This is a genomic window from Clostridium homopropionicum DSM 5847 (assembly GCF_001263795.1).
Classification (GTDB): Bacteria; Bacillota; Clostridia; order Clostridiales; family Clostridiaceae; genus Clostridium_H; species Clostridium_H homopropionicum.
On record NZ_LHUR01000018.1, the window covers coordinates 149,078 to 155,104 of the forward strand.

General features: G+C 28.7%; 5 protein-coding genes. All 5 read left to right on the forward strand.

Annotated elements, in window-relative coordinates:
• Positions 1-24 precede the first annotated feature (24 nt).
• Positions 25-633 carry a 50S ribosomal protein L25 gene (locus CLHOM_RS07205; RefSeq protein ID WP_052221020.1) on the forward strand — a complete coding sequence of 203 codons (609 nt, stop codon included), beginning with the start codon at positions 25-27 and terminating at the stop codon, positions 631-633.
• A 122-nt stretch (positions 634-755) separates the two neighbouring features.
• Positions 756-2,501, forward strand: coding sequence for a phospho-sugar mutase (locus CLHOM_RS07210; protein WP_052221021.1), 1,746 nt, complete (start codon positions 756-758; stop codon positions 2,499-2,501).
• Between the two features lie 24 nt (positions 2,502-2,525).
• A complete protein-coding gene (locus tag CLHOM_RS07215) occupies positions 2,526-3,614 on the forward strand; it encodes a capsular biosynthesis protein (protein ID WP_052221022.1) in 1,089 nt (362 codons plus the stop codon).
• Positions 3,615-3,844: 230 nt separating this feature from the next.
• Complete coding sequence (locus CLHOM_RS07220) at positions 3,845-5,683, forward strand: polysaccharide biosynthesis protein (RefSeq protein ID WP_052221023.1); 1,839 nt, start codon at positions 3,845-3,847, stop codon at positions 5,681-5,683.
• A gap of 28 nt (positions 5,684-5,711) precedes the next feature.
• The coding region (locus CLHOM_RS07225) for an NAD(P)-binding domain-containing protein (RefSeq protein WP_242846745.1) at positions 5,712-6,027 on the forward strand (316 nt) is incomplete at its 3' end.

A 6,027-nucleotide genomic window follows, 5' to 3' on the forward strand; every position in this document is an offset into this window, starting at 1 on the left:
AAGAGAGGATAAGGAGGGATAATAATGGAAACATTGAAATGTGAGAAAAGAATAAAATCTAGTTCTCATTCTGCAAGAAGATCTAGAAGAATGGGAAAGATTCCTGGTGTTTTATATAGTTCAAGCCTAGGTAATATAATGTTTGAAGTAGCAGATTTAGATTTTAACAGAGAAATCCAAATGCAGGGAGAACACTCTGCTATAAGTTTAATAATAAACAAAAGTGAACACAAGGCACTAATAAAGGAATTACAAAAAGAACCTGTAACTCAAAAGATAATACATATTGATTTACAGGAAATAAACGATCAAAATGTAATTCAAACAGAAGTCCCAATAGTATTTGTTGGTGAAAGTATAGCTGCTAAAAATGGAGGAATAATTCAAAAGGAAAGAAACAATGTAAAAATTCAAGGTAAATATAACGATATACCTAAGGTTGTAAATGTTGATGTTTCTAAAATGCAGATAGGTGATGTATTTAGAATAGCTGATCTTGAATTGGCAAAAGAAATAACATTTTTAGATGATATTAATTCCGTTTTAGCTGTTGTAAGTAAGTCAGGAGTAAGTTTCTCAGATCAAGAGGAGATAAATACAATCTCAAATGTAAATGAAAAGACTCAACAATAGAATAGCCAATTATTTTAGAGACTGCTGAAAGGCAGTCTTTAGTATTAAAATTTTATAAATAATTGTTCTATTTTTACCTTTTATAGTATAATTATTTTATTGATTGTGAGGAGGATTTAAGAATGAATTATTATGAAATTTATAATTCTTGGCTAGAGTCAGAAAGCATTGATGAGAAAACTAAGGAAGAAATTAATGCTATCATAGATGAAAAGGATTTAGAAGATAGATTTTATAAAGAATTGGAATTTGGAACAGGTGGTCTTAGAGGTATCATAGGGGTAGGTTCTAATAGAATAAATGTCTATACTGTTGGAAAAGCTACACAAGGCTTAGCTTACTATTTACTAGAAAAATATAAAGGACAAAGGAGTATTTCTGTAAGCATTGCTTATGATTCGAGAATAATGTCAAAAGAATTTGCAGAAAGAGCAGCTTCAATATTATGCGCCAATGGTATAAAAGTATATCTATTCGAAAGCTTAAGACCAACACCTGAATTGTCTTTTACTGTTAGAAATTTAAAGAGTAAAGCAGGCATAGTTGTTACTGCTTCCCATAATCCGAAGGAATATAATGGCTATAAAGTATATGGAGAAGATGGTGGACAAGTAACTGATGTTGCAGCAAAGGAGATTACTTCATTTATAAATAAGGTAGATAACTTTAATAAGGTAAGATCTATTAGCTTAGAAGAAGCTTCAAATAAAGGCTTATTAGAAGTAATTGGAGAAAAGATTGACAAATTATATATTGAAAAAGTAAAATCCTTAAGTATGAGGAAGGGAATTATTCAAACAGAAGCAAAAAATTTGAAAATAATCTATACTCCTTTACACGGCAGTGGAAATATACCAGTTAGAAGGATTTTAAGTGAGTTGGGTTACAGCAATTTATGGGTGGTTTCAGAACAAGAGCATCCAGATGGAACTTTCCCGACTGCTAAATATCCAAATCCTGAAGTGCCTCAGGTGTTCTCACTTGCCATGAAAATGGCTGAAGAAATAAAACCAGATATTATTTTCGGAACTGATCCGGATTGCGACAGAATTGGAACTATTGTGAGAGATAAAAATGGAGAATATAAAATTCTTAATGGTAACATGATGGGAATACTTTTAACAAATTATATCCTATCTACTTTAAAGGAATTTAATATTCTTCCAAGCAATGGAGTAGTAATAAAAACTATTGTAACTACTGAAATGGCAGCAGAAATTGCTAAAGAATTTAATATTGAAATAATGGATGTGTTAACAGGATTTAAGTATATAGGAGAAAAGATAAAAGAGTTTTCAGAGGATGAAGAAAAGAAATTTATATTCGGTTTTGAGGAAAGCTATGGTTACCTAGCTGGAGACTTTGTAAGAGACAAGGATGCAGTTATTGCAGCTATGCTAATTTGTGAAATGGCAGCGTACTACAAGAAAAATGGGTTAAACTTATATGAAGTTTTATTAAATTTATATGAAAAGTATGGATTTTTTAAAGAAGACCTTGTATCAATTGATTTAGAAGGAAAAATAGGGCAAGAGAAGATAAGCAAAACCCTAGAGGCTTTAAGACATTCCATGAAGGTTGAAATAAATGGGATTAAAATTGCTAAAAAATTAGACTATATGGCAGGACTAGAAAAAGATTTGCTAAATCTTACAGAAAAAATAATTAATCTTCCAGAATCAAATGTTATAAAATTTATATTAGAAGATAAATCAAGCTTTGTTGCTAGACCTTCTGGAACTGAGCCAAAGATGAAAATATATATGTCGGTAGTTGGTAAATCAAAAGAAGATGCAGAATATAAAATGAATATGTTTAAAAATTCAGTTATGAATATTATAGAAAATTCTTGTGATTTCTCTGAATAAATTAAAAAATATAAGGTGGATAAAATGACAGTAAAAACAGAAATGAAAAATAAGCTTTCTTTGCTTCTATTTTTAGAAGTAAAGAAAGAAAGAATTGAGAGCATATTTAAAATCAAAATTAATGAAGTGGGAGAATTTTATTTACCCATAGTGTCAGAAAACATAATTGAAAAGGTTAATAAAGATGAAGATGTTAGTAGTATACCTGTTGGGTTTTTCATAGAAGGTATGTTTTATGTATTAGGAGCAGATGAAGAGTTTAAGTATAATAGATTATATTTAAATATTATTAATAATGTTCCAAATTCAAAAGAATATATTAAAGGTAAGATAGCAGAATTAGTAAAGTTAAAAAAATATGAAGATGGATATATTCTTCTAAAAGGGCTTTCAAAGATTGAAGCTACAGCTGAAATTTACGAAAAATTAATAAACTTATTAGAAAATCTAAGAAGCACAAATGATGAATACATTGATGAAGAAATAGAAATTATTGAGGAAGCAAAAGAGATAAAGAATTTTGCCTTACCTTATTACTATGAAGGAATCATAAAACAGGAAAAAGGTGACTATGAAGGTGCACTGTACAGCATTAATTCTTATATTTCGGCAGGTGGTAAAAAAACTGAAGAAGTTTTAGAGTTTAAAAGCTCCTTAAACCTTATTAATGCTTATAAAAATGGTAAAGAACTTGTATATGAAGACCCCGAAAAAGCATTAGGAATTCTGATTCCTTTGCTCAATCAAATGGGAGATAGTGCAGAAATATATTTTTATATTGCAATTGGTTATAGGATACTAGAGAACTTCAACAAGGCAATATACTACTTAGAAAAGTCAATAGAAATTGATAACTCCTTCCCAGAAGCTTTTAACGAACTAGCTATTAATTATGCTTGTTTAGAAGACTTTGATTTGGCAATAAAGTATTTAAGAAAAGTATTTGAAGTAACTAAATCTGTTGAAGTATGTACAAATTTAGTTATGTGCTATTTAAATTCAGGAGACATAAGACAAGCGAAAATCCATTTAGAAATAGCTAAAACACTAGACAAAAATGACGAAGTGGTAAAAGAATTAGAGCAAATATTAAATGAATTAAAAGAAGAATAATAAGTATTATATAATGACTTTATGATATAAATTCACAGAAAGTACAAAATAATATATAATAAAATCTTATATTTTTATGATATAATAGACATGTTTCATACATAAATTAAATTTTATGCATGAAACATGTCTTGTTAATTCATATTTATAAATAAAAAACATTGAATATTTCTATAAATGATGTAAAATAATTAAGGGCATATTCAATTACAACTTAAGGATGTGGTAATTTGAAAAGTAATAAAAAGTTTTTAATATACGATACTATTCTAGTTACATTTTTTTTGTATTTTGCTTTATTATTAAGATTCGACTTTAAGATTCCTAGTGAATATATATTGTTTTTTAAATTTTCAATTATTCCGGTCATACTAATAACTATCTTTTGTAACAGATTATTTAATCTATATGATTTTATATGGAAATATGCTTCAATAGGAGAATTGCTTTCAATAGTATACTCAGTTACCCTAACAAATATAATTTTTATTTTGTATAGTTATACAATTAACTATTCATTACTAAAACTTATGCATTATAGATTTCCAGCTACTGTACATATAATATTCTGGGTTTTAAGTGTTGGTGCTTTAGGTGGAACTAGATTCTTGTATAGAATTATGGAAAAAAATGAAAATAATTCTACCATGAATGAAAAAAAATCTAAACTTCTCATTGTTGGTGCTGGAGATGCAGGAGCTATGCTAATAAAAGAAGTAAAAAAGCATAATTCCCTAAATTATGATATTGTTGGTTTAGTAGATGATGATGAATATAAAGTTGGACATGTAATTAATAGTATAAAAATATTAGGTGGAAGAGAAGATATAGAAGATATATGCAAGAAATATAATGTTGAAGAAATATTCATTGCTTTACCTTCTGCACCATTTCAGGAAAGAAAAGATATTTATAACATATGTAAAAAAACAGGATGTAAGCTTAAAACTCTTCCGGGAATATATGAAATAATTAATGGTGATGTTAATATTAGCCAATTGAGAGATGTTGATATTAATGATCTTCTTGGAAGGCCTCCAGTTAAATTAAACAATGAAAATATTAATGAATACATTTTAAATAAAGTAGTTATGGTTACTGGCGGAGGAGGTTCTATAGGTTCTGAACTTTGTAGACAAATAGTTAAGTTTAAGCCTAAGAAACTTATTATTTTAGATATATATGAAAATAATGCTTATGATCTTCAAATGGAGCTTAAGTATAAATATCCAGACTTAGATTTAGCTGTTGTAATTGCTTCAATAAGGGATTTTGAAAGATTAAAAGAAATTTTTGAGAAATATAGACCATATGTAGTATTCCATGCTGCTGCACATAAACACGTTCCACTTATGGAGGATAATGCAGCAGAGGCAATAAAAAATAATATTATTGGTACCTATAATGTGGTAAAATGTAGCCATATGTATAATGTTAGAAGATTTGTTCAAATAAGCACTGATAAAGCTGTAAATCCGACAAATGTTATGGGAGCTACAAAAAGATTTTGTGAGAAAATTATTCAAGCCTTCGATAAAGGCAGTGAAACGGAATACGTAGCAGTTAGATTTGGGAATGTATTAGGCAGTAACGGGTCAGTTATTCCTCTTTTCAAAAAACAAATCATGCAAGGAGGTCCAATTACTGTTACTCATCCAGAAATAAATAGATTTTTTATGACTATTCCTGAAGCAGCACAATTAGTTATTCAAGCAGGAGCAATGGCAAAAGGTGGAGAAATATTTGTGCTTGATATGGGAGAGCCAGTTAAAATTGTAGATTTAGCAAGAGACTTAATAAGATTATCCGGTTTAAAACCAGATGTAGATATAAAAATAGAATATAGTGGCCTTAGACCTGGTGAAAAGTTATACGAAGAATTATTAATGGATGAAGTTGCACTTACTTCTACAGAGCATGAGAAAATTTTTGTAGAAAAGCCTATGGGATTTGATATTGATTATGTAGAAAAATCAATTGAAGAATTTAAAAATGTTATTGAAAAGGATAGAGAAAATATTATAGAGCTATTAGAGGAAAAAGTTCCTACTTATAAAAGAAAACAATAAATTATTTTACTATTTGGGAGGAAAAATAATGTCAATATTAAAGGATGAACTTTTATCAAAACTTAAAAACAGAACTGCAAAGCTAGGAGTTGTTGGGCTAGGTTATGTAGGATTGCCCCTAGCTGTAGAAAAAGCAAGAGCAGGATATGCTGTAATAGGCTTTGATGTTCAAGAAAAAAAGGTAAACTTGGTAAATGAAGGACATAACTATATTGGGGATATTTTAGATGAGGATTTAGAAAATTTAGTTAAAGAAGGTAAAATAAAAGCTACTACTAATTTCTCTTTTGTTAAAGATGTGGATGCAGTAGCTATTGCAGTTCCAACACCACTTGATAAATTTG